Source organism: Frondihabitans sp. PhB161 (assembly GCF_003814635.1).
Lineage (GTDB): Bacteria > Actinomycetota > Actinomycetes > Actinomycetales > Microbacteriaceae > Frondihabitans.
In genome coordinates, this window is record NZ_RKQW01000001.1 from 1,479,047 (window position 1) to 1,503,509 (window position 24,463).

Annotated in this window: 20 protein-coding genes; 9 read left to right on the plus strand and 11 right to left on the minus strand. The window is 69.7% G+C overall.

Going from position 1 to position 24,463, the window contains the following annotated elements; genetic code table 11:
* Nucleotides 1-65: 65 nt before the first annotated feature.
* Entirely contained in the window at nt 66-1,130 is a 1,065-nt protein-coding gene (locus EDF39_RS07100) for an acyltransferase family protein (RefSeq protein ID WP_123941687.1), read from the plus strand.
* On the opposite strand, the gene EDF39_RS07105 is transcribed toward EDF39_RS07100, so the two are convergent.
* Complete coding sequence (locus EDF39_RS07105; protein WP_123941689.1) at nt 1,127-1,900, minus strand: putative protein N(5)-glutamine methyltransferase; 774 nt, start codon at nt 1,898-1,900, stop codon at nt 1,127-1,129. The two genes, EDF39_RS07100 and EDF39_RS07105, sit on opposite strands and share 4 nt — an antisense overlap.
* A gap of 72 nt (nt 1,901-1,972) precedes the next feature.
* Here EDF39_RS07105 and EDF39_RS07110 point away from each other — a divergent pair, with 72 nt between their 5' ends.
* Entirely contained in the window at nt 1,973-2,797 is an 825-nt protein-coding gene (locus EDF39_RS07110) for a hypothetical protein (RefSeq protein ID WP_123941691.1), read from the plus strand.
* Between the two features lie 5 nt (nt 2,798-2,802).
* Here the strand turns inward: EDF39_RS07110 and EDF39_RS07115 are convergent, their stop codons facing one another.
* Together EDF39_RS07115 and EDF39_RS07120 are read right to left on the minus strand one after the other, a co-directional pair.
* The gene (locus EDF39_RS07115) at nt 2,803-3,267 is read right to left on the minus strand and encodes an SUKH-4 family immunity protein (RefSeq protein ID WP_123941693.1); all 465 of its coding nucleotides are present in this window, start codon (nt 3,265-3,267) and stop codon (nt 2,803-2,805) included.
* 169 nt (nt 3,268-3,436) lie between these two features.
* Nucleotides 3,437-3,649 carry a DUF1653 domain-containing protein gene (locus tag EDF39_RS07120; RefSeq protein ID WP_233572999.1) on the minus strand — a complete coding sequence of 71 codons (213 nt, stop codon included), beginning with the start codon at nt 3,647-3,649 and terminating at the stop codon, nt 3,437-3,439.
* Nucleotides 3,650-3,799: 150 nt separating this feature from the next.
* On the opposite strand from EDF39_RS07120, the gene EDF39_RS07125 reads away from it, so the two are divergent.
* From EDF39_RS07125 to EDF39_RS07145, 5 genes are all read left to right on the plus strand, one after another.
* Nucleotides 3,800-4,825, plus strand: a complete 1,026-nt coding sequence (locus EDF39_RS07125) for a substrate-binding domain-containing protein (RefSeq protein WP_123941695.1) — start codon at nt 3,800-3,802, stop codon at nt 4,823-4,825.
* Between the two features lie 169 nt (nt 4,826-4,994).
* Nucleotides 4,995-6,641 carry a xylulokinase gene (locus EDF39_RS07130; protein ID WP_123941697.1) on the plus strand — a complete coding sequence of 549 codons (1,647 nt, stop codon included), beginning with the start codon at nt 4,995-4,997 and terminating at the stop codon, nt 6,639-6,641.
* Entirely contained in the window at nt 6,638-7,360 is a 723-nt protein-coding gene (locus tag EDF39_RS07135) for an L-ribulose-5-phosphate 4-epimerase (protein ID WP_055959882.1), read from the plus strand. The genes EDF39_RS07130 and EDF39_RS07135 overlap by 4 nt, the downstream gene beginning before the upstream one ends.
* Nucleotides 7,357-8,871, plus strand: coding sequence for an L-arabinose isomerase (araA, locus tag EDF39_RS07140; RefSeq protein WP_123941699.1), 1,515 nt, complete (start codon nt 7,357-7,359; stop codon nt 8,869-8,871). The genes EDF39_RS07135 and araA overlap by 4 nt, the downstream gene beginning before the upstream one ends.
* Before the next feature lie 70 nt (nt 8,872-8,941).
* Nucleotides 8,942-10,360, plus strand: coding sequence for a glycosyltransferase family 87 protein (locus EDF39_RS07145; RefSeq protein WP_123941701.1), 1,419 nt, complete (start codon nt 8,942-8,944; stop codon nt 10,358-10,360).
* A gap of 10 nt (nt 10,361-10,370) precedes the next feature.
* Here EDF39_RS07145 and EDF39_RS07150 read toward each other — a convergent pair whose 3' ends face one another.
* The 5 genes from EDF39_RS07150 to EDF39_RS07170 form a co-directional block, all read right to left on the minus strand.
* The gene (locus tag EDF39_RS07150) at nt 10,371-11,774 is read right to left on the minus strand and encodes an O-acetylhomoserine aminocarboxypropyltransferase/cysteine synthase family protein (protein ID WP_233573000.1); all 1,404 of its coding nucleotides are present in this window, start codon (nt 11,772-11,774) and stop codon (nt 10,371-10,373) included.
* A 228-nt stretch (nt 11,775-12,002) separates the two neighbouring features.
* Entirely contained in the window at nt 12,003-12,710 is a 708-nt protein-coding gene (locus EDF39_RS07155; RefSeq protein ID WP_123941702.1) for a GntR family transcriptional regulator, read from the minus strand.
* On the minus strand, nt 12,691-13,392 hold the full coding sequence (locus EDF39_RS07160; protein WP_123941704.1) for a GntR family transcriptional regulator: 702 nt from the start codon (nt 13,390-13,392) through the stop codon (nt 12,691-12,693). Before EDF39_RS07160 ends, EDF39_RS07155 begins: the two co-directional genes overlap by 20 nt.
* A gap of 273 nt (nt 13,393-13,665) precedes the next feature.
* Entirely contained in the window at nt 13,666-14,352 is a 687-nt protein-coding gene (locus EDF39_RS07165) for an endonuclease/exonuclease/phosphatase family protein (protein ID WP_228514196.1), read from the minus strand.
* A 77-nt stretch (nt 14,353-14,429) separates the two neighbouring features.
* Complete coding sequence (locus EDF39_RS07170; protein WP_123941706.1) at nt 14,430-15,056, minus strand: TetR/AcrR family transcriptional regulator; 627 nt, start codon at nt 15,054-15,056, stop codon at nt 14,430-14,432.
* A 100-nt stretch (nt 15,057-15,156) separates the two neighbouring features.
* On the opposite strand from EDF39_RS07170, the gene EDF39_RS07175 reads away from it, so the two are divergent.
* Together EDF39_RS07175 and EDF39_RS07180 are read left to right on the plus strand one after the other, a co-directional pair.
* A complete protein-coding gene (locus EDF39_RS07175) occupies nt 15,157-16,602 on the plus strand; it encodes a DHA2 family efflux MFS transporter permease subunit (protein WP_233573001.1) in 1,446 nt (481 codons plus the stop codon).
* Nucleotides 16,603-16,709: 107 nt separating this feature from the next.
* Nucleotides 16,710-17,237, plus strand: a complete 528-nt coding sequence (locus tag EDF39_RS07180) for a GNAT family N-acetyltransferase (RefSeq protein WP_055959859.1) — start codon at nt 16,710-16,712, stop codon at nt 17,235-17,237.
* 1,234 nt (nt 17,238-18,471) lie between these two features.
* Here EDF39_RS07180 and EDF39_RS07190 read toward each other — a convergent pair.
* From EDF39_RS07190 to EDF39_RS07200, 3 genes are read right to left on the minus strand one after another with little or no spacing between them, the layout of a single operon-like run.
* Nucleotides 18,472-19,764, minus strand: coding sequence for a M1 family metallopeptidase (locus tag EDF39_RS07190; RefSeq protein WP_123941712.1), 1,293 nt, complete (start codon nt 19,762-19,764; stop codon nt 18,472-18,474).
* Nucleotides 19,761-23,786 carry a Pls/PosA family non-ribosomal peptide synthetase gene (locus EDF39_RS07195; protein WP_123941714.1) on the minus strand — a complete coding sequence of 1,342 codons (4,026 nt, stop codon included), beginning with the start codon at nt 23,784-23,786 and terminating at the stop codon, nt 19,761-19,763. The genes EDF39_RS07190 and EDF39_RS07195 overlap by 4 nt, the downstream gene beginning before the upstream one ends.
* Entirely contained in the window at nt 23,783-24,391 is a 609-nt protein-coding gene (locus EDF39_RS07200; protein WP_123941716.1) for a 4'-phosphopantetheinyl transferase superfamily protein, read from the minus strand. The genes EDF39_RS07195 and EDF39_RS07200 overlap by 4 nt, the downstream gene beginning before the upstream one ends.
* Between the last annotated feature and the right edge of the window lie 72 nt (nt 24,392-24,463).

A 24,463-nucleotide genomic window follows, 5' to 3' on the forward strand; every position in this document is an offset into this window, starting at 1 on the left:
GTCTGAGGCGGGTCGCGTCCCCCGAATGACGCCGCCCTCATTCATCGGCCCGAATCTGGTGACTCATGCCCGCTGCACCCCGAACGACTCCCCGTGAGACGTGGATCGACATCGCCAAGGGCGTGGCGATCATCCTCGTCGCGCTCTTCCACTCGATCATCTTCCCCGCCGAGATCCACCTCGCCGGCCCGTGGGAGACCCCGGCGACCCTCCTCGATACCTTCCGGATGCCGCTCTTCTTCTTCACCGCGGGGATGTTCGCCCAGAAGGCGATCTCGCGCGACTTCTCGACGCTGTTCTGGTCTCGGATCGCCCGGCTCGTCTGGCTGTTCCTGCTCTGGTGCACGATCTGGTTCGCCGCCTTCCAGTTCATCCCCCTCGTCGGCGAGGGCCAGTCCGCTCCGTCGGTCTCGTCGCTGCTGCTGTCGCTGGTCTGGCCGAACGAGAGCACCTGGTTCATCTACGGCCTGGCGATCTACTTCGCCCTGGCCTGGCTGATCAAGCGGCTGCCGCTCGTCGCCCAGCTCGCCATCGCACTCGTGATCGTCGAGCTCTTCGGAACGAAGCTGATCGACTCCCCGAACGGCGCACTCGACAAGATGGGCATGTACTTCCTGTACTTCCTCCTGGCCACGAAGGTGTCGGGGCGAGTTCGAGCGTGGGCTCCACGCGTCACCTGGAAGTTCACCGTCCTGGCTTTCGCCCTCTACGGTCTCACCGCGGTCACGAGTGCCAAGTTCGATTTCCTGACCTTTCCGATCGTGCGAGTCGTCGTCAGCATCCTGGCCATCGCGGCAGGCTGCTCGCTCGCGGTGCTCCTCTCGCGGCTACCGGCCTTCGACTGGCTGCGGCGGCTGGGACAGAACACCCTGCAGGTCTACCTCGTGCACTTCTACCCGATCCTGATCGGGGTTGCTCTGCTGGCGCCGTTCTCGCGGATCCTCAGCCCTCTGGCCCCGATCGTGCCGCTCGTCTTCACCGCGGCGGCGATCCTGGTCTCGCTCGGAGTTCATCGTCTGACCCGGCGTATCACCTGGCTCTGGGGGCTGCCGACGCCGCTGGCACGAGTCGCCGACCGCGTCCGTTCGACGCCGACCGTCGTTCCAGCAGCCCCAACCGCCCAGCCCTAGCCCTCTTCGATGGAGACGCCGGCAACTGCGGTGGCGTCCAGGGAATCGTCACGAAGGATCCGCGGCACCAGACCCGCCCTCTCGAACAGAGCGCACGTGGCGTCGGCCTGCCGAACGCTCGTCTCGACCACGAGGGTTCCGCCCGGTGCGAGCCACCGGGTAGCGCCCTCGGCCACCCGCGCCTGCAGTGCCGTGCCATCGGGTCCGCCGTCGAGGGCGATGGCCGCCTCGTGCAGCCGCGCTTCCTGCGGCATGAACGCGATCTCGCCAGTCGGCACGTACGGGGCATTGGCGACGATCACGTCGAAGCGGCCCGCGTGCTCGGGCGGCACCGCGTCGTAAAGGTCTCCGACGAAGGCTCGGCCCGGGTCGCCGAGGTTGAGCCTCGCGCACTCCACGGCGCGCGGGTCGAGGTCGCTCGCCAGCACGATCGCGTCGGGGCGCGCTCTCTCGAGAGCGGTGGCGAGGGCCGCCGACCCGCAACAGAGCTCGAGGATCCGCGGGGCCGCGATCGATGCCACGGTCTCGAGGGCGGTCTGGAGCAGCAGCACCGTCCGCAGCCGAGGCACGAAGACGCCGTCGGTGACGCGCACGCGGATTCCGGCGAACTCGGCCCAGCCGAGCACGTACTCGATTGGGCGCCCGGCGACGCGCTCGGCGACGAGCAGCCGCAGCTCGGCCTGGTCTGCGGCCGCCTCGACGAGCAGTGCTGCCTCGTCTTCGGCGAAGACGCAGCCCGCCAGACGGAGTTCGTCGACGATGGTCGTCATGGCGACCTCCTTCGTCACGGCAAGACTGCCACTCCCCGGGCCGGTGGCGCGAGGCCCGGTTACGATTCGAGCATGGCTGACGACGACCGGGGCGCTCTCGACGCGAGGGCCTATGGCCGAGCGGCGTCGGGCGACGAGCGCACAGCGGCCCAGCGCGAATGGCTCGAGCGGCGCGCGGCCCGGCGAGAAGCAGCGGAGCGGACGGCTGCTCTGAGCGGGAGTGTCGCGGATCCTTCGGTCTCGGAGGCGCAGGATCCCCCGGGGCCGAGCGAACGCGCCGACGCCCCCTCCGATCTCGACTCGGCGCCTATCGAGGTGTCGCGTCGCCGATTCTCGCGCGGCGTGATCGCGGGCGTCGCGGCCCTCGCGCTGCTCGTCGGTGCGGGTGTCGGGGCGGGTGCCGCGCTGACGTTCGGAAGTGATTCAGCTGCAATCAACGACGACTCGGCCACCGAATCGGGCTCGACGTCCGACCTGCTGCCGGCGACCGGCGATCCGGCCGAGACTTCGCGTCTCGCCGCCGGAGATGCGGCTGTCGGCTACGACAGTCTGCAGACGACGCTGGAGGCCGCCGACGCGCTACTCGCGCGTCGGGCTACCGCGGCCGACAAATACCCGCTGTCATTCGACGCCAACGACGTCTTCGAGACGAAGTCGACTCGTTTGGTCACGGCAGCGGGAACGAGTGCCGACGTCTTCGTGGCCCGCGCCGCACAACCCGACGGAGGGTTCTGCCTCCTCATCTCAGGGAGGGTCCGCTCCGCGCAAGACAGCTCCGCCTCGGCAAGCTGCGCCACCCGGAGCGACTTCGCCCAGGGCGGGCTGACTTACATGATCGATGACTACACGATCTCGTGGTTCGGCGGACAGGTCAGCGTGACAGTCGGCTCGAAGTAGGCGAGTTAGTCGAATTCGGGCCGGGCGAGGATCCGCGCCCACCATGTTCCCGGTGCGACCGCGGGGGCGTCCCTCTCGTCGAGCGCCCGGCGCAGACGACGCACGCGCTCCTCGCGGGGGATCGGCTCGGGAGTGGCCGGCGGCGCGAGAGTCTCACCGCGCTGGAGGGCCTCCAGTCGCGCGCGGGCCTCATCGCGCGTCATCGGGGGAGCCACGGGCGGCCGATCGCCGAGGTAGAACACGCGAAAGGCCTCCAGGAACGCCTCCGTGTCGGCCAGGGAGCGGTTGAGCCCGGTGGCGTTGCGTCCGCTCGGGTCGATGATGAGCACGCGGCCGTCGGGAGTCTCGACAATGCGCTCGGCGTCGGGGCTCCACACGTGGCCGACGATCAGGACGGACGCGCCGTCGACGGTCTGCCGGTCGGTCGGATCCTCGTAGAGTTCGATCCCGAACCGTGCGTCGCTCACCATCTGCGGAGCGTAGCGCGCTCGTGCCCGGCTGCGCTGGGCCGTTCGCCGTTCGCCGTTCGCCGCTCGCGGCTCGCGACTCACGAGATGGCCTGATCGCCGGGCACGGGGCGAGATCGCGGTAGATCGCGCCATCTCGCGGTGGTCGATGGCGGTGGGCGCGGATCCTGCGCTAGTCGATACGGACGAACCTCGGCCCGTCGTAGCCGTCGCGGCTGACCCGTGCGGTGAAGTCGGCGAGCGAGCGCACCCAGTGGGCGCGCTCGCCGTAGAGCGCCTGGTAGACGACGACCGGTTCTTCGGTCTCGGTGTCGCGGGCCACGAGGATCACCTCGTAGTCGTTGCCCTTGAAGTGGCGGTAGCGGCCGGGGTGCACGTCGGTCATCTCACTGAGGGTAGCCGTGTGCCGAGTGCCGCCGAATGCCCTGCGCGGCCGGGTCGAGAGCGCATTCGGCGCCACTCGGCGAGCCAGGCGCTCTGCCAGACGGCGGATTACACGACAGCTGACGGATCCTCCCCTCTAGACTCGGGCGCTGTGGCGAACATCTTCGACGTGGCGACCGAGGCGGGTGTCTCGCACCAGACGGTCTCGCGGGTCGTCAATGGCGATCCGACCGTGCGACCGGCGACGAAAGCCCGCGTCGACGCGGCCGTATCGAAGCTGAACTACCGGCCGAGCGCCGCCGCCCGAGCGCTGGCGAGCCGCAAGACGCGCACGCTCGGGCTCATCTCGACCGGCGGCCCGCTCTTCGGCCCGTCGAGCATCATGCAGGGCTTCGACGGCGCTGCCCGGCAAGCCGGTTACCAGGTGTCGATCGCCAGCCTGCCCACCGACGACGTCACCACGTTCGCGGCCGGGATGCGGAGTGCCGTCGATGCGCTCCTCGGCCAGAACGTCGAGGCGATCGTGCTCATCGCTCCCGACACCGCGGGAATCGACGCCATCCGGGCCGTCGACGTCGGCCGGCCGCTGGTCGCCGCCGACTCGACCGCGAGTGAGGGCCTGGTCTCCGTCTCGCTCGACCAGTACGCCGGAGCCGTTCTCGCCACCCGCCACCTCGTCGAGCTCGGCCACCGTCGCATCGTGCACGTCGGCGGGCTCTCGACCTGGACCGACGCCCGGGAGCGCGAGCGCGGCTGGCGCGATGTCGTCACCGCGGCCGGAGTCGAACCGCTCCCGGTCGTTCGCGGCGACTGGTCGCCCGAGAGTGGCTATCGCATCGGCCTCGATCTCGCCGACCGTGCCGACCGCGGCGAGATCACCGCTGTCTTCTGCGCCAACGACCAGATGGCGCTCGGCATTCTGCACGCTTTCTCGGAGCGCAGGATCCGAGTGCCCGACCAGGTCAGCATTGTCGGCTTCGACGACGTGCCCGAGGCCGCGCACTACATTCCGCCGCTCACCACGGTGCGGCAGGACTTCGCGGCGCTCGGCCGGCAGATCATGTCGACGGTCGAGGCCCTGCTCGTGCCCCAGGGTGCGCCGCCGGTGGTGCAGGCCGCTCCGGCTCCCGCGCCGGCGCTCGTCGTCCGCGAGTCGACCGGCCCCGCTCCGGCCTAGCGTCGTTCCCCCCGTCGCCAGCCCGTCGCGCGCCCGTCGCGAGTGCCGCCAATTGCCGCCGGGCGCGACGCCCGGCCGGCATTTGGCGGCACTCGCGTTTCGGCCTCCCCAAGTGAGCGCTCACATGGCAGAATGGCTGTGCCCCTTTGACGAAGACAAGGATGTCTCCATGACCTCTCCCGCCCCGACCGACTCCGCTCGACTGATCAGCGACGGCCGCGCGACCCTCGGTATCGAGTTCGGCTCGACCCGCATCAAGGCCTGCCTGATCGGCGGCGACTTCGCCACGATCGCCTCGGGCAGCTTCGAATGGGAGAACGAGTTCGTCGACGGTCGCTGGAGCTACTCGATCGAGGCCGTCGGTGCCGGCCTGCAGGCCTCCTACGCCGCCCTCGTCGCCGACGTGCAGGCGAAGTTCGACGTGGTCCCGACGACGTTCGCGGCCATCGGCATCTCGGCCATGATGCACGGCTACATCGCACTCGACGCGGGCGGCGAGCTGCTGGTGCCCTTCCGCACCTGGCGCAACTCGTCGACCGGCCCCGCCGCGGCCGAGCTCAGCGATGCGCTCGGGTTCAACATCCCGTTGCGCTGGTCGATCGCGCACCTGTACCAGGCGGTGCTCGACGACGAGCCCCACGTCTCCGAGATCGCCTCGCTCACCACTCTCGCCGGCTACGTGCACCACCTGCTGACCGGCCGCAACGCGCTCGGCGTCGGCGACGCGTCCGGCATGTTTCCGATCGACCCCGCGACGTCGAGCTACGACGCCTCCATGCGCCAGATCGCCCAGGAGCGTCTCGACGCACACACCTCCGGCCTCGACCTCGCCGCGCTGCTTCCCGAGGTCCTGCCCGCCGGAGCCGACGCCGGCACCCTCACCGACGCGGGCGCCGCCCTGCTCGACCCCACCGGCACGCTTCGGTCGGGCATCCCGTTCTGCCCGCCCGAGGGCGACGCCGGCACCGGCATGGTGGCGACCAATTCGGTCGCAAAGCGCACCGGCAACGTCAGCGTCGGCACGAGCATCTTCGCGATGGTCGTGCTCGACGAGCCGCTCCGGGCCGTGCACGCCGAGCTCGACGTGGTCACGACGCCGGTCGGCGATGCGGTCGCCATGGTCCACTGCAATAACGGTGCCAGCGAGTTGGCGTCGTGGGCGCGGGTGTTCGGGCGATTCAGCGAGGCGTCGGGTGCGGCCACGCCCATGGACGACGTCTATACGACCCTCTTCGCCGAGGCTCTCGAGGGCGACGCCGACGCCGGTGGCCTGCTGTCGTTCAACTACCTCGCCGGTGAGCCCGTGACCGACGTCGAAGACGGCCGACCCCTGTTCGTCCGAACCCCGGGCAGCAGCTTCACTCTCGCCAACCTCATCCGCTCCGAGGTGTTCGGCGCCTTTGCGACGCTCAGCATCGGCATGGAGATCCTCACCGACGAAGACGTGCGGGTCGATCGCCTCCTCGCCCACGGCGGCCTGTTCCGCACCCCCGGTGCCTCCCAGCAGCTGCTGGCCGCGGCCCTCGGCGTGCCGATCACCGTCGAGACCACCGCGAGCGAGGGCGGCGCGTGGGGCATCGCCGTGCTCGCCGCCTACCTCGAGCGCGCGTCCGAGACCACGCTCGCCGAGTTCCTCGACGGCGAGGTCTTCGGCGGCAGCGAGGCCGTGACCGTCGAGCCGACGCCGGCTGACGAGGCGGGCTTCGCCGCCTACCTCGAGCGCTACCGCACCGCGCTTCCGTTGCAGCGAGCAGCAGCGGCCGCCACCCCGACTCGTTCGAACCCGACCACCCCGAAAGAAGGCGCCGCCTCATGACCGAACCCCAAGGATCCTTCTCTCCCGCCGTCGAGCAGGCGATCCAGACGACACGAGAGCAGGTCGCGACGCTGCACTCCGAGCTGACGAAGTACGGCCTCGTCATCTGGACCGGCGGCAACGTCTCCGGCCGGGTGCCGGGCGCCGACCTCTTCGTGATCAAGCCGAGCGGTGTCGACTACGACGACCTAGCCCCCGAGAACCAGATTCTCTGCGATCTCGACGGCAACGTCATCGCAGGAAGCCCCGGCAGCGAGAAGTCGCCGTCGTCCGACACCGCCGCCCACGCCTACGTCTACCGACACATGCCCGAGGTCGGGGGAGTGGTGCACACGCACTCGACCTACGCCACCGCCTGGGCCGCCCGGGGCGAAGAGATCCCCTGCGTGATCACCGCCATGGCCGACGAGTTTGGCGGGCCCATCCCGGTCGGGCCGTTCGCGATCATTGGCGACGAGTCGATCGGCGAGGGCATCGTCGCCACGCTGACCGGCCACCGGTCGCGCGCCGTGCTCATGCAGAACCACGGGGTCTTCACCATCGGCAAAGACGCCCGCGATGCCGTCAAGGCCGCGGTCATGGCCGAAGACGTGGCCCGCACCGTTCATCTCTCCCGCCAGCTCGGTGACCTCATTCCCATCCCGCAGGAGAGCATCGACGCTCTCTTCGATCGCTACCAGAACGTCTACGGCCAAGCGCCTGAAGGAGCCACGAAATGACCCTGAACACCTCTCTCGACCAGTACGAGGTCTGGTTCCTCACCGGGTCGCAGGGCCTCTACGGCGAAGAGACGCTCCGCCAGGTCGCCGACCAGTCGCGCGAGATCGCTGATGCCCTCGGCGCGGCCGCCGGGGTTCCGGTCAAGGTCGTCTGGAAGCCCGTGCTCACCGACTCCGACGCGATCCGCAAGCTCGCCCTCGAGGTCAACGCCCGCGACGAGGTCATCGGCGTCACCGCCTGGATGCACACGTTCAGCCCCGCCAAGATGTGGATCGCCGGCCTCGACGCACTCCGCAAGCCGCTGCTGCACTTCCACACGCAGGCGAACGTCGAGCTGCCGTGGGCCGAGATCGACTTCGACTTCATGAACCTCAACCAGGCCGCGCACGGCGACCGGGAGTTCGGCTACATCCAGTCGCGTCTCGGCGTCGCGCGCAAGACCGTCGTCGGCCACGTCTCGGATCCTCGTGTCGTCGCCCAGATCTCGACCTGGATGCGTGCCGCCGCCGGCTGGGCCGCGACCCGCTCGATGAAGCTCGCCCGCTTCGGCGACAACATGCGCAACGTCGCCGTCACCGAGGGCGACAAGACCGAGGCCGAGCACGTGTTCGGCGTCTCGGTGAACACGTGGGGCGTCAACGAGCTCGCCGCTGCGGTCGACGCCGCCACCGACGCCGACGTCGACGCGCTCGTGCAGGTCTACGTCGACTCGTACGACGTGGTGCCGGCGCTGCTCCCGGGCGGAGAGCGTCACCAGTCCCTCCGCGACGGCGCCGCCATCGAGCTCGGCCTCCGGTCGTTCCTCGAGGCCGGCGACTTCTCGGCCTTCACCACCAACTTCGAAGACCTCGGCTCGCTCAAGCAGCTGCCGGGTCTCGCCGTGCAGCGCCTCATGGCCGAGGGCTACGGTTTCGGCGCCGAGGGCGACTGGAAGACGGCCGTGCTGGTACGCGCCGCCAACGTGATGGGTGCCGGCCTCCCCGGCGGTGCCTCACTGATGGAGGACTACACCTACAACCTCGTGCCCGGCGCCGAGAAGATCCTCGGGGCGCACATGCTCGAGGTCTCGCCGTCGCTCACCTCGTCGAAGCCGTCGCTCGAGATCCACGCCCTCGGCATCGGCGGCAAAGACGACCCGGTGCGCCTGGTCTTCACCGCCGACTCCGGCCCCGCCGTCGTGGTGGCGCTCAGCGACATGCGCGACCGCTTCCGCCTCACCGCGAACGTCGTCGACGTCGTCGCCCCCGACGCCGACCTGCCAAACCTCCCGGTCGGACGCGCCGTCTGGGAGCCCCGCCCCTCGTTCGCGGTCTCGGCCGAGGCCTGGCTCACCGCCGGTGCCGCGCACCACACCGTCATGTCGAACGCCGTCGGGCTTGAAGCCTTCGAAGACTTCGCGCTCATGGCCGGCACCGAGCTGCTGATCATCGACGAGTCGACGACGCTGCGGGAGTTCCGCCGCGAGGTGCAGTGGAACGCGGCGTACTTCCGCCTGGCTCGCGGCCTCTAGCTCGCCTCTGCGCCTGACGCTACCTTTCGGGCGCGGCACCGTCTTTCGGCGGTGTCGTGCCCGTTTTCTGGTGTCGGGCCGATTTGCGGTGTCGGGGCTGCTGCCGGCGCGCGGCGGCCGCGACGCCGACGCCGGGCCCGGCGAGACAGGCCCAGAGCAGCCCGCCCCGAACCCGACCGCAGCCGCAAGCACCTACACTCGGATGGTGCTTCTCGCCCGCGCCTCCCGATCGCCCCTGCTGATCTGGATCGTCTTCGCGGCGGTGCATATCGCCGTGTTCGTCGGCACGCTGCCCTTCACATTCCGGGGCACGGCCGGCGGCGACGTGTCGGTGTATCAGGGCTGGATGCACCACGCGATCTTCACCGGCGACTGGCCTGTCTTCGACCACGACTGGGTGTACCCGGCCGGAGCGCTGGTGCCCATGCTGATCCCGGCTGTGCTTGGATTCGGGCTGTACCAGGTCGTGTGGCTCGTGCTCATGGCGGTCGTCAACGGTGTCGCACTGTGGCTGCTGCTCGACAAGTCGAAGCGGCGCCACGACCTCACTGCTCCATGGTTCTGGGTTGCGACGATCGCGATCCTGGCGCCGGTCGCGCTGATGCGGCTGGAGGGGCTCGTCGGGCCGGCGGTCGTGGTGGCGCTTCTCGTCGTCACAGCTCGGCCTCGGGTGGCAGGCTTTCTGCTGGCCGCGGCCACCTGGATCAAGGTGTGGCCTGCCGCGGTCGTGCTCGCAATGGTCATCGCCTCGTCGAAACGGTGGATCGCTCTCGTCACCGGGATCCTGACCAGTGCGGTCGTCGTCGGTGTGGTCCTCGCCGCGGGAGGAGCCCGCTACCTCACGAGCTTCGTCGGCGAACAGGGCTCGCGCGGCTTGCAGATCGAGGCGCCGTTCGCGGCCCCGTGGCTGTGGATGACGGTTGCCGGCGTTCCCGGCGCGCACATCTATCACGACCACAAGCTGGTCACCGAGGAGGTCACCGGCCCGGGCGACTCCTGGCTCATCTCGAACGGCACGCTCATCATGGTCGTGGTCATGGTGGCCCTGCTCGTCTTGCTCGCGCTTGCCACGCGTCGGCTCTCGGCCTTCGCGAAGCCTCTCGGCCGCGAGCTCGATCTCGTTCTGCTCGGCGCTCTCGGTCTCGCCGCGGCCTTCATCGTCTTCAACAAGGTCGGATCGCCGCAGTACGTCCTGTGGCTCACCCCGATCGTCGCCGTCGGGCTGATGACGAAGCGGTCGGAGTGGCGATTTCCAGGTGCAGTCCTCATCATCGTCTGCGTGCTGACGACGCTCGTCTACCCGGTGCTGTACGACGATCTGCTCGCCGGGGGTGTCGGCACGGCGCTATTACTCACCGTCCGTAACCTGCTGCTGATCGTGATCTTCGTGTGGGCGACGTACCGTCTCGCGCGCGCCGCATTCGTGCCCGTCACCCTGCCGCTGTCGACGCGGCCGTTCGGGTCCGAGGTACGGACCAGGAGCTACTAGACGCTGAGCCTCAGGCGGCGTCAGCCGCCGGATCCTGCTCGTCGTCGACCTGCGAAGCCTTGCCCTGCGAGCCCTGGCCCTGCGAGCCCTGACCCTGCGAAGCCTCACCCTGCCCCGCGACGACCACGCGGACGGCCTCAAGGGCCCGCTCCAGTTCACGTCGCAGGTCGCGCACGCTCTCGAGCCCGACCGACAGCCGGATGGTGCCCGGCGTGATGCCGCGGCCGAGGCGTTCTTCTTCGGTCAGATGCCCATGGATCGTCGACCCGGTGTGGATCGCGAGCGTCCGCACGTCGCCCAGGTGTGTCATCTTGCTGATGAGCTCGAGCGAATCGATGAATGCCTTCGATCCTTCGATGCCGCCCACGAGATCGAACGTGACCACCGCGCCCTGGCCCTGCGGAAGATACCGCTGAGCCCTGGCGTAGTACGGGCTGCCGACGAGACCCGGGTAGTCGACGTTCGTGACGAGATCGTGGTGCTCGAGCCACTGCGCGAGCGCCAGCGAGTTCGCCACGTGGCGGTCCATGCGCAGCGACAGCGTCTCGATGCCCTGCAGCAGCATGAACGCGCTGGTGGCGGGCAGCGTGGGGCCGTAGTCGAGCGCCGTGACGCTGCGGAGGTAGGTCAAGAAAGCCAAGGATCCGAAGCGGTCGACAAACGAGGCGACCCCCCGAGCACTCGGGCTTGCGATCTGCGGAAAGCGCGACGCCTGCGACACCCAGTCGAACGTGCCCGAGTCGACGACGACGCCGCCGAGCACGGCCCCGTGGCCGGACAGCCACTTCGAGGTGGAGTGGATCACGAGGTCGGCGCCGTGTTCGATCGGGCGGTTGAGGTAGGGCGTCGCGACGGTGTTGTCGACGATGAGCGGGAAGCCGCCCTCGTGCGCGATTCGCGCGAGACGCTCCAGGTCGACGACGTCGTTCTTCGGGTTGGGGATCGTCTCGGTGAACAGCGCTTTGGTGGTCGGCCGGATCGCGTTCTGCCAGACCTCGTCGGAAGCGTCGGCGTCGATCAACTCGATCTCGATGCCCTGGCGGGCGAAGCTGTTCGAGAAGAGGGTGCGGGTGCCCTCGTAGAGGCTGGCTGTCGCGAGCACGTGGTCGCCGGAGACGGCAAGGGCGTTGAGCGTGAGGGCGATCGCCGCGGTGCCGCTTGCGGTGAGGAGGGCGCCGGCGCCGCCCTCGAGGTCGGCCAGGCGCCTCGCTACAGCCGCGTTGGTGGGGTTGTCGGTGCGGGCGTAGGCCGCCGCGCGCACCGACCCGTCGAAGCGTCCACGACCGTCGTCGAACGAGTCGAAGACAAACCCGGCCGACTGGTACATCGGGGGGAGCCGAGCGCCGAAGTCGCTGTCGAGTGCGGTGCCCGCGTGGATCTGCCGGGTCTCGAAGTCGAAGGTCGGGCTGGTCATGGGCTACTCGGCTCTCTGGCGTGGGTCGGCGTGCTGGTGGGCTTGTCGCGTCTTGGCAGGCTAGCCGAAGCGCCTCGGGAGCTCACGGGGGGCGTCACACGCGTACACAATCGGCCTCGCGCGGGCCCTGTCTGCAAATTGGAAGGAAAAACCCGCGGCCGGGAGCCTGTTCATGCCGATCGGCGGGGGTCTGCCCTGCGTTTCTCCTTCAAATTCGAAGGAGAGGCGTCAGGCGCCAGCGAACTCGGGGAGCTCGCGGATCCGCCGGTGGAAGTCGCCGAGCGCCTCCTCGAGGAAGAGGTGCACCCCCAGGGTGGCGGCTTCGGGGTCACGGGCGGCGGCACCCTCGACGGCGCGACGGAAGGCGGTGTCGATCGTCTCGGCCGGGAGGAACTCGGAGAACAGCCCGAACATGCGCTCGAGGTGCGGGCGGAGTCGCGCCAGCGTCCGGTCGAGAGGACCGTTGTCTAACGTGTCGAGGAACACCCGGAAGAATCCCTCGAACACGGCGCCGGTGAAGATCGTCTCGCGGTCGATGACCCGGGGGTCGGTGCGGGAGCTGCCGAGTTGCGCGACCCAGGTCTGGAGCCGGCGGATGCTCTCGTCCGAGAGGATGGGCGTGGCGAAGCGGACGGCGAAGAGGTAGAGGGCCGACGCGGTGTCTTGCGTGTCGAGATACCGCCGGAGGTCGAGGGGCGTGACCCGCGTGTAGAGGTTCGGCACCGCCTCGACGAGGCCGACGTGCTTCAGGCGCAAGAGGGCTGTTCGGACGGTCGCGCGCGAGAGGCCGAGCCGGGCCGCGAGCTCCTGGTCGTGCAGGCGCTGGCCGGGTTCGAGCCGGCCCCGCACGATGTCGTCGCGGAGGCGCTCGAAGACGTCATTGGTCAGGAGGCGACGCGGGGACGGCGCGGCGGGGTCAGCGGAGGGTACCGGCATTGCGGTCCTTCTCGTACTCGTCGGCGTCGTCGTACCCGGAGACCCGGGCCATGAAGCTCGTCATCGGCCCGTCGAGGAACACGCGCATGTCTGCCTCGAAGCCCTCGACGTCGTGGTCGCGGCATCGACGGATCAGCCCGACGAAGAAGGCGTGGATCGGGGCGGCGTCCATCGAATCCTTGAAGCGGTTGACCCCGAGTGCGAGCAGGGGATCGTGAGCGCGGATGCTCTCGAGGAGCACCTGGTTGTCGCAGTGCTTCAGTACTGCGGCGACGAAGCGGTCGACCGGGGTCGGGCCGGGCGGGAACTCGGCCGGTACAGCGTGGGCGAGCTCGGCATTGATCGCCTCGACTTCGGGCAGGTGGTCTGCGGGAAATCGGAGAATGCCCCAGTACATTCCACGCGCGACCATGGCTGACCAGACGGCCGCACTCTCGGCGTAAAGGCGCGGTGAAATCACGGCGACCTTCGTGAACCGGTTGGGCGCCATCTCGACCAGGCCGATGTCGGCCAGCTGATCGAGGGCCTCCCGAATGGGTGCGCGGCTGGTGCCGAGCCAAGCGGTCAACTCGTCGTCGCGGAGGCGCTCACCGGGTAGCAGGGTTCCGTCGAGAATGGCGGTGCTGATCGTGACGAGGACCTGCTCGCGCAGCAGAGTCCGCGAGATCTTGTCGTCGGCCATGGCGTCCTTCAATCGAATGCCCTCAAAGCCGACGTCGTCGGGCGTGATGGACGTGGGCGTTGCAGACAGTACACGCGGCGCCGTTCGGCGTGACCTCGGGGCGCCCGGCAGTGCAGACGCGACGGCTTACCGGCTCAAAGAGAAAGGCGGGAGTCTCTTACCCGAATAAAAGAGCTCCCGCCACCGCCGGATCAGTGGCGTCCTCCGATGGTAATCAGATTACCGAACCACTGCAACATACCTGGCTAAAAATTCTGCTTGGTATGTGAGCGCTCACACCTTCTCTGCGACGGTCGCAAGCAGCAGGATCGGCCGGTGATCCGACTTGCCCTGGGGCAGAGAGAGCACGCCGGCGATCTGCATCCCCATCGTCGTGGCGAAGTCGAAGTGGCCGCTGAAGCCCGACCGTGCGTAGGTCGGTTCGTCGGTGATCGAGAGCTCGTACCCGGTCTTCTGGAGATGCTTCCGCAGCCCCTTGCGAAACCAGGGGTAGTTGAAGTCGCCGACCATCACCGTCGGCACGCCGTCGGCGAGCTCCTTGAGCTTCTCGTGAGCCAGGCCGATCTGCTTGCGGCGCAGGCCGTTCGACGCGGTGAGCGGCGCGGCGTGGAAGTCGGCCACCACGATCTCTTCACCGGTGTGCAGATCGCGCAGTCGTGCGGCCAGGAGGCGCTCGTGGGCCGGCGCCATGACGCGGTCGTGCATCGACTTCATCAGGGCGAAGAGACTCGTGCCGAGCAGTTCGAAGCGGCTCTCGCGGTAGTAGAGGGCAAGCCCCAGGCGGTTCGTCTTCGTCGACGCGGCAAGTTTCAGGCCGAGGATCTCGTCGGGGATGTCGGTGCTGTCGCACTCCTGCAGGCAGAGCACATCCATCGAGTGAGCCTCGACGAGTGCTGTCAGCTCACCGATCGCGAGGTGCTCGCGGAGGTTGTAGCTGACGATTCTCAAATCGGGTTCCATTCCGACATTCTCGCCTCTCGCGAGGGGTGTGGCGTTCAGGAACCCGCCGCGTTCACAGGAACGTCATCCGGTGTGACTCACCGTGCCGTGCCCGGACCGGCCATTTCGAGCACGACCCCGCATTTGTCCGCGAAGGCGACCTGCATGAGTTCGTCGGCATCCGAATCCTGCCCGAACGCCGCGGGCAGCTCGATGCCGAGCAGCACGCTGAAGAGCATTCCCTGCGAGAGGAACACCTCGACCTCCGCCGGGGTGAACTTCGCCTCGTCGCGCAGGAAGCGGTAGATGTCGACGAAGCCCCGTCGTGCGGCGGCACCGATCACGGGATCGTTGCCCGACACGAACGCGTGCAGCAGAGTGCGGTGGACCCCGCGCGTTCCGAGGAGGTCGACGTAGCCGCTGCCGAGTCGTGCCTGCATCGGGCGATCGTCGTCGCCGGCGGGGGACTCCAGGATCCGGCGGAACGTCTGCAGCAGCAGCCCGAGGGCGCGGTCGAGCACCTCGAGGAACAGCTTCTCTTTCGTGCCGAACATGCGCACGACGTAGGGCTGGCTGATGCCGGCGGCCTGCGCGACCTGGTCGGTGGTCGTGCCATGGAAGCCGCGATCGCCGAAGAGCCCGGTTGCGACGTCGAGAATCTGCTCGCGGCGATCCGCGGCAGACATGCGCGTCTCGGTCGTGGGGGCTGCCGACGTCGAATTCATACTTGACAGGTTATCAGTCGATTACTTAGTGTCTAGGCATCAGCCGATTAGTAATCATCCGATTACAACCTCCCGGCCCGTAGCTCCCCAGGAGAACATCGTGACCACTCTGCCCGGCACCCGCCGCATTTCCCTTTGGCTCGCGCTCGTCGCCGCCTCCCTGCCGATGTTCATGGCGACCCTCGACAACCTCGTGGTGACCAGCGCCCTGCCCGCCATTCACGAAAAGCTCGGATCCTCGGTCGAGAGCCTGCAGTGGATCACGAACGCCTACACGCTCTCGTTCGCCGCTCTCATGCTCCTGGCCGTCAGCCTCGGCGACCGGTTCGGTCGACGGCACCTCTTCGTCGGGGGCATCGTCGTCTTCACCGTGGCGTCGGCGCTCGCCGCTCTCAGCACCTCCTCCGAAATGCTCATCGCGTGGCGCGCCCTCGAAGGGGCCGGAGCCGCCGCCGTCATGCCGCTCTCGCTCACCCTCCTCGTCGGTTCCGTGTCTGACAAGGCGCGGCCGGTGGCCATCGGCATCTGGAGCGGCGTCTCGGGCCTCGGAGTCGCCCTCGGCCCGTTGATCGGCGGTGCCGTGGTCGAGAGCTGGAGCTGGGAGTCGATCTTCTGGCTGAACGTGCCGATCGGCATCATCGCCGTGCCACTCGCCCTCTACGCGCTGCCGAACACGCTGGGGGAGCGGGTTCGAGCCGACGTCGTGGGTGTGCTGCTCGCGGGTGCCGGGATCCTCGGGGTCGTCTACGGGGTCGTCCGCGGCAACGACGCGGGTTGGTCGAGCACCGAGGTGCTGGCAGCCCTCATCGCTGGCGCCGCATTGCTCATCGCCTTCGTGGTGTGGGAGTCGAGGGTCGAGGCTCCGCTGCTTCCGCTCCGCCTCTTCCGCGACCGTAGCTTCACCTTCGCGAACCTCGTGGCCATGACCTTCAGCTTCGGAGCCTTCGGCGCGGTCTTCATCCTGATCCAGTTCTTGCAGGTGGTGCAGGGCAAGTCGCCGCTCGAGGCCGGAATCGCGACGATGCCCTGGACCCTGGCGCCGATGGTGGTCGCCCCGCTGACCGGGATCATCGCACCGCGCGTCGGCACGCGGCTCTTAATCGTGGTGGGGCTGCTGTTCCTCTCGGCCGGCCTCTTCGAGATCGGCCTCACGATGAACGCCGACGTCGCCTACCTCACTCTCTTGCCCGGATTCGTGCTCGCCGGAATCGGCATGGGCCTCGTCTTCGCGCCGATCTCGACGGCCGTGCTCGTCAACATGGCCCCGGCCGATCACGCCAAGGCCACCGGAACGAACTCGACACTGCGCGAGATCGGCGTGGCGCTCGGCATCGCGGTGCTCACCGCGGTGTTCGTCGGGGCGGGTGGCGAGCTCACCCCGACCGGCTACGTGTCGGCGGCGGTGCCGGCCGTGCTGGTCGGAGCGAGCGTGCTGCTCGGATCGGCGCTGCTGGCGGGGCTGCTGCCATCGGGCATCGTGCGTCGGGAGCAGGCGTCGGTCGAGGTCGGGGTGGCCGCGGATCCTGAGTTGGTCTCTGCCCGCTAGGGCCTACCCACCCCGAACGGACTACCGGGCCTGCCGCGGCGGGTCGGGTAGTTCGTTGGGCGTCTGCGTGGGAGGAGCGCCTCGACCGGACGCGGCAGAATAGTCGGGTGAGTACTGCCGCACAGAACCCCGCCCCCACCGCCTCTGGCTCGTCGCTTCGGGTCGAGCACGTCGAGTGGAACGATCCCCGCGCCGAACGCCTCCGCGCCGACATGGACGCCGAGATGAGCATCCGGTACGCCGGCCGTGACGCCGGGAAAACGCCCGAGCAGGAGGCCGCGCTGCACCGGGCGCTGTCGGTCGATCCGGCCGGCGTCTTCGTCACCGTCCTGATCAGCGACGCCGACGGTGTTCCTGTCGGGCACGCTGCGCTTCGTGATCTTCGCGGCGACTGGGAGATGAAGCGAGTCATCGTCGACTCGTCACGCCGCGGCTCCGGCATCGGCGCGCGCCTCATGGCCGAACTCGAGGCGGCCGCGCGGGCCGGTGGGGCGTCGCGCATCATCCTGCAGACCGGCGACATGCAGCCCGAAGCCGTGCGGCTGTACGAGCGCTCCGGGTACACGCCGATCCCAACCTACGACCCCTACATCACGACGATCCCGTTCAGCATCTGCTTCGAGAAGGTGCTGTAGCTCCGCTCTCTCTTCCCTCTTGCAAATTTGAAGGAGATCCTCGTTCGCAACCCCGCCGGATCCTTGATTCTGTGTCTCTGCGTGCGTGTTTCTCCTTCGAATTTGCAGCCGCAGCCGCAGCAGTAGCAGGGGCTCAGGATCCGCGCCCGGCGTTCGCGCATCAGGAGTTCAGTCGCGGGTGCTCCACACTCTCGCCCCGGCGCGCTCGCCCTTCGCCTGCATGCCTGATGTGTGAGCGGCGTTCGCGCGTCAGGAGTCTGGGCGCGTGCGCCACGTACTTCCGCGTGAGCGTGCGGGCTCGCGCCTGCATGCCTGATGTGCGAGCGGCGTTCGCGCGACAGGAGCCTGGGCGCGTGCGCCTCGTACTTCCACGTGAGCGTGCGGGCTCCTCGCCTGCATGCCTGATGTGTGCGCGGCGTTCGCGTGTCAGGAGTGTGGGCGCGTGCGCCTCGTACTTCCGCGTGAGCGTGCGGGCTCCTCGCCTGCATGCCTGAAAACCGGGCAGGCCACGAGGATCCGCGCCCGGCGTTCGCGCATCAGGAGTTCAGTCGCGGGTGCTATACACTCTCGCCCCGGCGCGCTCGCCCCGCGCCTGCATGCCTGATGTGTGCGCGGCGTTCGCGTGTCAGGAGTCTGGGCGCGTGCGCCGCGTATTTCTGCGTGAGCGCGCTCGCCCTGCGCTTGCATGCCTGAAGGATGAGCGGCGTCCGCGTGTCAGGAGTCTGGGCGCGTGCGCCGCGTATTTCTGCGTGAGCGTGCCGGCTTCTCGCCTGCATGCCTGAAAACCGGGCAGGCCACGAGGATCCGCGCCCGGCGTTCGCGTATCAGGAGTTGAGTCGCGGGTGCTCCACACTCTCGCCCCGGCGCGCTCGCCCTGCGCCTGCATGCCTGAGGTGTGCGCGGCGTTCGCGCGTCAGGAGTGTGAGCGCGTGCGCCACCTACTTCCGCGTGAGCGCGCTCGCGCTGCGCCTGCATGCCTGAACTGTGAGCGGCGTCCGCGAGTCAGGAGTGTGGGCGCGTGCGCCACGTACTTCCGCGTGAGCGTGCGGGCCCGCGCCTGCATGCCTGAAAACGGGCAGGCCACGAGGATCCGCGCCCGACGTTCGCGCATCAGGAGTGTGGGCGCGCATCCCACGCAGTGCCGCACCGCCACGCACGCCCGCGCCTGCATGCCTGAAAACCGCACACGCACCCGCACCCGCACCCGCACCCGCACGCACCCACACGCACACCCCTACCCCAGCGCCGGCAACGCCTCCCGCGCCAACCACGCGTCGAACAGCCCTGCGAGCGGCTCGCCCGCCGTAGCCGACGCCAGCGCCACGAAGTCGCTCGTGGTCGCGGTGCCGTGGCGGTGCGTGTCTGTCCAGGCTCGCAGGATCGCGAAGAAACGAGAGTCGCCGACGACCCCGCGCAGAGCGGCGAGCGTCAGGGCACCGCGCTTGTAGACGCGGTCGTCGAACATGAGCGCGGGGCCGGGGTCGCCCACCACGATGTCCTGGGGCAGGCGCGACAGGCGCGCGTGAGTGGAGGCCGCGAGCGACGCCGCCGTCGCGCGCCCCGACTCCTCCGACCAGAGCCACTCGGCGTAGCAGGCGAATCCCTCATTGAGCCAGATCTCGCCCCAGGAGGCGACACCGACACTGTTGCCGAACCACTGGTGGGCGAGCTCGTGCGCGATGAGGCGGTCGGAGCCGGAGCGGCCGTCGGCGTGGTTCGCGCCGAAGATGGCGAGGCCCTGGGCTTCGAGCGGGATCTCGAGTTCGTCGTCGGTGACCACGACCGTGTAGGAGGGGAACGGATACGGCCCGAAGCGCGATGCGAAGAGCGTCATCATGTCGCCTACGGGGCCGAAGTCGTGGCCGATCCGCGAGCGGAGGGCGGGCGGCCCGGCGAGCACGCCGGGAACTCCGCCCCACGTGACCGGCACGAGCTCGTAGCGACCGATCTGCACGGTCGCGAGGTAGGTGGAGGTGGGTTCGTCTTGCCGGTACTCCCACGTGGTCTTGCCGGAGCGCGTCGTGCGCCCCTGCAGTTCGCCGTTGCAGACGGCGATGTACGACTGCTCGGTGGCGATCCGGATCCTGAAGCTGGCTTTGTCGGCGGGGTCGTCGTTGCAGGGGAACCAGGTGGGCGCGCCGCTCGGCTGCGACGCCACGATGACGCCGTCGGTGAGCTCCTCCCAGCCGACGGTGCCCCAGGTGCTCGAGCGGGGCGCGGGGGCTCCGGCGTAGTCGACGGTGACCACGAACTCTTCCCCCGCGGCAATAGGCGAGGCGGGCATGACGGCGAGCTTCGCGGTGGTCTGCGAGTGGCGAGCCCGCGAGCCGTCGATCTTGACCTTGGAGGCGCGCAGGCGCACGAAGTCGAAGGTGACGCGACGCAGGTCGGCCAGGGCCACGGCGCGAATGGTGGCTGTTGCCTCGAGCCGGTTCGTAGCGACCCTGTACGACAGGTCGAGGTCGTACGAGATCGTGCGATACCCCGGGTTTCCGCTGTCAGGAAGGTAGGTGTGCGAAAGGCTCACTGGGTGACGGCGTGGTAGTCGGCGAAGCGGACCTCGCGCCACGGGCCGATCGGGTTGCCCGACCAGCGGCTGCCCACGGGCACGCCCTCGCCGCGCATCACGAGGGAGGCCGGGCCGACGGTGGCGTCGGCTCCGATGCGGGCGGCGGGGAGCACGACGCTGTGCGGCCCGAGGGTCGCTCCGGCGTCGAGGGTGACGGTGTCCATGCTCATGATTCGATCATGAAAGAGGTGCGTCTGCACAACGCAGCCGCGATTCACGGTGCTTCCGTCGCCGAGGCGCACGAGGTCGGCCTCGGGAAGCCAGTAGCTGTCGGTCCAGACGCCCTTGCCGATCGAGGCTCCGAGAGATCGCAGCCACCAGACGAGAGCGGGTGTGCCCGCGGCGGGCTGGGCGAACCAGGGGGCGGCGCACAGCTCGACGAACACGTCGGCCACCTCGCTCCGCCACACGAAACTCGACCAGAGCGGCTTCTCCGAGACGTGGATGCGGCCAACGAGAGCCCATTTCGCCGCGGTCGCGATCAGAGCGGCGCCGGCCCCGGTCGCGAGCATGACGGCACCCGAGAGCGCGACCGTCCAGCCGACCCCGAGGGCGTTGACCAGGCCGAGCAGCGCGAAGAGGAGGGCCAGGCCGACGAGGCAGGTGACGATCACGGGAACCACACGCCCGAGCTCCCACAGCACGCGCGCGGCCCGGATGCGAGCGGGCGGCCGGAACGTGCGCGCCTCGTCGACGACGGCGACGGTGCGGCGGAGGCGGACAGCGGGCGAGCCGAGCCACGACGACCCGGCCTTCGACTTGCGGGGCGCCGCCGAGAGCACGGCGACCAGGCCGTCTTTCGGCACCTTGTGGCCCGGGCCGGTCATGCCCGAGTTGCCGAGGAACGCGCGCTCGCCGATCTCGGCGCGGGCGACCCGCAGGTAGCCGCCGCCGAGTTCGTACGAGGCGACGAGGGTGTCGTCGGCCAAGAAGGCCCCGTCGCGGATCGTCGTCATCGCGGGCAGCAGCAGCACGGTCGAGGCTTCGACGTCGCGGCCGACCCGGGCACCGAGCAGGCGCAGCCAGACGGGCGTGAACAGGCTCGAATAGAGCGGGAAGAGGAACGTGCGGGCGAGGTCGAGCAGCCGCTCGGTGCTCCAGACCTGCCAGCCGACGCGCGAGCGCACCGGGAACGACCCCTCCGAGATGCCGAGACCGAGCAGCCGCACGAGCCCGACGACGAGCACCGCGGCCGTGAAGCCGGCGAGCAGCGTGGCTGGCACGAGCCAGGCGAGAGCGCGCCAGAAGGCATCGGAGAGAGACGAGGATCCGGCGACACCGACTGCCAGCACAGCCCCGCCGGCCGCGAGCGACGCCACCGGCAATAGCGACAGCACGAGTGATGACAGCCCGTACGCGGCGAACCAGCGCTTGGGCGCGGACGGCCGGTCGGCGGGCCACCAGGCCCGGTTCTTGCCGACCCGGGCTGCGGGGGAGCCGGCCCACTCCTGGCCGGAGGGCACGCGGCCGAAGACGGCGGAACCGGGCGCGACCGAGGCGTTCTTGCCGATGCGCGTGCCGGGCAGCAGGGTGGAGCGCATTCCGACGGTCGACCCGGCGCCGATCCTGATGGCGCCGATCCGCACGACGTCGCCGTCGATCCAGTAGCCCGAGAGGTCGACCTCGGGTTCGATGGAGGCGCCCCGGCCGACCCGCAACAGGCCGGTGACGGGTGGCAGGGCGTGCAGGTCGACGTCGGGCGCGATCCTCGCGCCGAGGGCTCTCGCGTAGTAGCTGATCCATGGCGCTCCGGCGAGGCCGACGGCGCCGATCTGATGCGCGACCTGCTCGGCCAGCCGTAGCCGCAGGTGTACGCCGCCGCCGCGCGGGTGATCGCCCGCCTGCACTCCGCGCAGCAGCAGACGCGCCGCGACGACCGAGATCGCCATGCGGCCGAGCGGGGTGACGAACACGAGCAGCAGCACCGCGACGACGATCCAGCTCACGCTCGGAAGCCAGGCGAATCCGGCGGGATCGGCCGAGCGCAGCACGGTCGATGCGGTCAGCGCATACGTGAGCCAGCGGATGCCGCTCAGAATGTGCAGCGGAAGGCCGAGCACCGTCTGCACCCACTGCATGCGCAGGGGCGTCGGCGCGGGCCGGTGGTAGTCGTCGTTCGCGGCCGCGCTCCCGCCGCGCTGAGCGAGCTCGTCGGCCATCGCACCGAACCGAGGCAGCGCGTAGATCTCGGCGACGGTGAACTCCGGATCGCGCTCGCGAATGCGGGCGACGAGCTGCGCGGCAGCCAAGGATCCGCCCCCGAGGTCGAAGAAGTTCCCGTCACGGTCGGTCACGGCGAGCCCCAGCACGGCCTGCCAGTCGGCGGCCAGCAGCTGCTCGTCGGGCGTCAACCCCGCGCTCGACCCGTCGGCGGCTCCGGCCGCGCCCGTGGCCGTCGTGCCCGTCGCCGGCAGCGGCCACGGCAGCGCGTCGCGGTCGATCTTGCCCGACGTCTTGGTCGGGAGGTCACCCTCGACCAGGGCGAGCAACGGCACGAGGGCCGCGGGCAGCTCGTCGCGCAGGCGGTCGAGAGCTGCCGTGCGGTCGAACCCCGTGGGATCCTGAACCGCGAGATACCCGACGAGGATCCGATTACCGGCGTCGGTGGTGCGCACGGCCGCGGCCGCTCCGCCCACACCCGAAAGGGCAAGGAGTGCGGCTTCGATCTCGCCGAGCTCGATGCGGCGACCGCCGACCTTGACCTGATCGTCGGCGCGGCCCTGGAACACCAGACCCGCTCGCTCGAAGCGGACGAGGTCGCCGGAGCGGTAGGCGCGCTCCCAGTCGAGCGCCTCGTGCCGGGCGTACTTCTCGGCGTCTTTCGCCGGGTCGAGGTAACGAGCGAGCCCGACTCCGCCGATGATCAACTCGCCGACCTCGCCCTCCGCGACGGGCCTGCCGTCGGTGTCGACGACCGCGGCATCCCAGCCATCCAGGGGCAGGCCGATGCGCACGACCTCACCCGGCAGCACGAGCGAGCCGGTCGTGACGACGGTGGCCTCGGTCGGGCCGTAGGTGTTCCAGACCTCGCGACCGTCGCCGGCGACCCGGTCCACGATGTCGGGCGGCAACGCCTCGCCGCCGAAGATCAGCAGCCGCACGCTCTCGAGCGCCTCGGCGGGCCAGAGCCCGGCGAGCGTCGGCACGGTCGAGACGACGGTGATTCCGTGCAGCACGAGCCAGGGCCCGAGGTCGGCGCCGGTGCGGACCAGCGAGCGCGGCGCGGGCACGAGGCAGGCGCCGCTCCGCCAGGCCAGCCACATCTCTTCGCAGGAGGCGTCGAAGGCGACGCTCAATCCGGCGAGCACACGGTCGCCCGGTCCGAGCGGGTCGACGCCGTCGCCCGCGAGGAACATGCGGGCCTCGGCGTCCGCGAACGCGGCGGCCGACCGGTGGCTCGCGGCGACGCCTTTGGGGGTTCCGGTCGAGCCCGAGGTGAAGATGATCCAGGCGTCGTCGTCGGGCGTCGGTGCCTGCGCGGCCAGCGCCGGATCGGTCACGTCGGCCGTGCTGCGGTGCGGGGCGTCCTGCGCGAAGATCGCCGCGGGGCGAGCTCGTCCCGGTGTCTCCGTGCCCTGACCGGTCGGTTCGAACCGGCCCCCGGCGCCGATCACTCCGACCACGCCGGCCTCGCCGAAGACGAGAGTCGCGCGTTCCTCGGGGTCGTCGGCGTCGACCGGCACGTAGGCGGCACCGGCCGTCAGCACCGCGAGGATCGCGATGTACAGAAAGCGGTCGCCCGACGGCATGCGCACGCCGACCCGGTCGCCTCGCACGACTCCGGCCGCCGTCAGCACGCCGGCCGCGGCCCGCACCTGGGCCGCGAGCTCGCGGTAGCTCAGAGCGCCGCGGTCGTCTTCGAGCGCCGACGCCTCGGGAAAAGCGGCGACGGTCTGCCGCAGCACGGCGATCAGGGTGCGGGTCGGTGGGGTGCGCGCGGTGCCCAGCAGAAGACCCGGGCCGCCTTCGAAGGTGTTCATCGGTGTCGCACCCTAGTGGTCGCGGGTGTCTCGCTCGTGAACCAGACCGCGCCCACCAACCCGTGCGGCAACACGAGGTCGACCACACGGGGGTCGACCGAGAACGACGCCATCGACTGTGTGAGACCGTCTCCGGACGCCTTGAGCTGCGCCTCCTTCCGCACCCAGACGCGCAGCAGATCGTCGGGGGTGCCGCTCGTCGTCTCACCCGGCGCAAGGACGTCGGCTCGGATCGCGTCGAGGCGCCCCGGATCCTGCGGTTCTTCGACATCGACGCCGACCGGCTCGTCGGCGATAGCGATCAGCGCCCACCGACCCGATCGCGACAGGTTGAAGTAGGGGCCGCCGTCGACGAACGGTTTGCCGTGGTCCTGCTCGAGGCAGACGACGCAGGGCGCGCGCAGGATCCGAACGCTCGCCGGGTTGCACCCTCTCGCCTCGCCGAGAAGCTCTCGCAGAGCGATGTGCGCCGCGATGTACCGCCGTCGGTCGCGCTCGTCGCGGAATCGCCCCGCTCGTTCTCGTTCTGCCGCGTCGAGCGGGGTCGGCGCACCCTCCGGTGGCGCGCTCGCGGCGTCGAGGTCGATCACGTACACGTCCGCCATGGCTCGACGCTACCCAGTCGCCGCAGCCGCCCACCCGCGGCGCGCCACCCACGCGCCGTTCACCCGCAGGGG